Consider the following 1,430-nt stretch of genomic DNA (forward strand, 5'->3'; position numbering starts at 1 on the left):
ATGCTGCAATGACACGACTTCGGCGGTACGCTTGAGCCCCGCTACATTGTCGGCGCGGAATCACTTGACCAGTGAGCTATTACGCACTCTTTCAAGGGTGGCTGCTTCTAAGCCAACCTCCTGGTTGTCTCTGCGACTCCACATCCTTTCCCACTTAGCGTACGCTTAGGGGCCTTAGTCGATGCTCTGGGCTGTTTCCCTCTCGACCATGGAGCTTATCCCCCACAGTCTCACTGCCGTGCTCTCACTTACCGGCATTCGGAGTTTGGCTAAGGTCAGTAACCCGGTAGGGCCCATCGCCTATCCAGTGCTCTACCTCCGGCAAGAAACACACGACGCTGCACCTAAATGCATTTCGGGGAGAACCAGCTATCACGGAGTTTGATTGGCCTTTCACCCCTAACCACAGGTCATCCCCCAGGTTTTCAACCCTGGTGGGTTCGGTCCTCCACGAAGTCTTACCTCCGCTTCAACCTGCCCATGGCTAGATCACTCCGCTTCGGGTCTTGAGCGCGCTACTGAATCGCCCTGTTCGGACTCGCTTTCGCTACGGCTTCCCCACACGGGTTAACCTCGCAACACACCGCAAACTCGCAGGCTCATTCTTCAAAAGGCACGCAGTCACGACGCATCGAGTAAACTCGATGCGCGACGCTCCCACGGCTTGTAGGCACACGGTTTCAGGTACTATTTCACTCCGCTCCCGCGGTACTTTTCACCATTCCCTCACGGTACTATCCGCTATCGGTCACCAGGGAATATTTAGGCTTAGCGGGTGGTCCCGCCAGATTCACACGGGATTTCTCGGGCCCCGTGCTACTTGGGTGTCTCTTAAACGAGCCGTTGATGTTTCAGCTACGGGGGTCTTACCCTCTACGCCGGACCTTTCGCATGTCCTTCGCCTACATCAACGGTTTCTGACTCGTCTCACAGCCGGCAGACTGTGAAAAAGAGATCCCACAACCCCGTATGCGCAACCCCTGCCGGGTATCACACGCATACGGTTTGGCCTCATCCGGTTTCGCTCGCCACTACTCCCGGAATCACGGTTGTTTTCTCTTCCTGAGGGTACTGAGATGTTTCACTTCCCCTCGTTCCCTCCACATGCCCTATGTGTTCAGGCATGGGTGACAGCCCATGACGACTGCCGGGTTTCCCCATTCGGAAACCCCCGGATCAAAGCCTGGTTGACGGCTCCCCGGGGACTATCGTGGCCTCCCACGTCCTTCATCGGTTCCTGGTGCCAAGGCATCCACCGTGCGCCCTTAAAAACTTGGCCACAGATGCTCGCGTCCACTGTGTAGTTCTCAAGCAACGACCAGCCACCCATCACCCCACCAGACAAGCCGGTGAGTTCACTGGGGCCGGCATCGCGAAGATACAAACCTTACGGCCGTACCCTCAGACACCCAACAACGTGCCAAGCACGA

Annotated in this window: 1 rRNA gene; it reads right to left on the bottom strand. The window is 56.8% G+C overall.

The features are described from left to right. Positions 1-1,279, bottom strand: a 23S ribosomal RNA gene (locus tag IE136_RS35170); the annotation flags it as partial. Between the last annotated feature and the right edge of the window lie 151 nt (positions 1,280-1,430).

Source organism: Streptomyces lateritius (assembly GCF_014649715.1).
Taxonomy (GTDB): domain Bacteria; phylum Actinomycetota; class Actinomycetes; order Streptomycetales; family Streptomycetaceae; genus Streptomyces; species Streptomyces lateritius.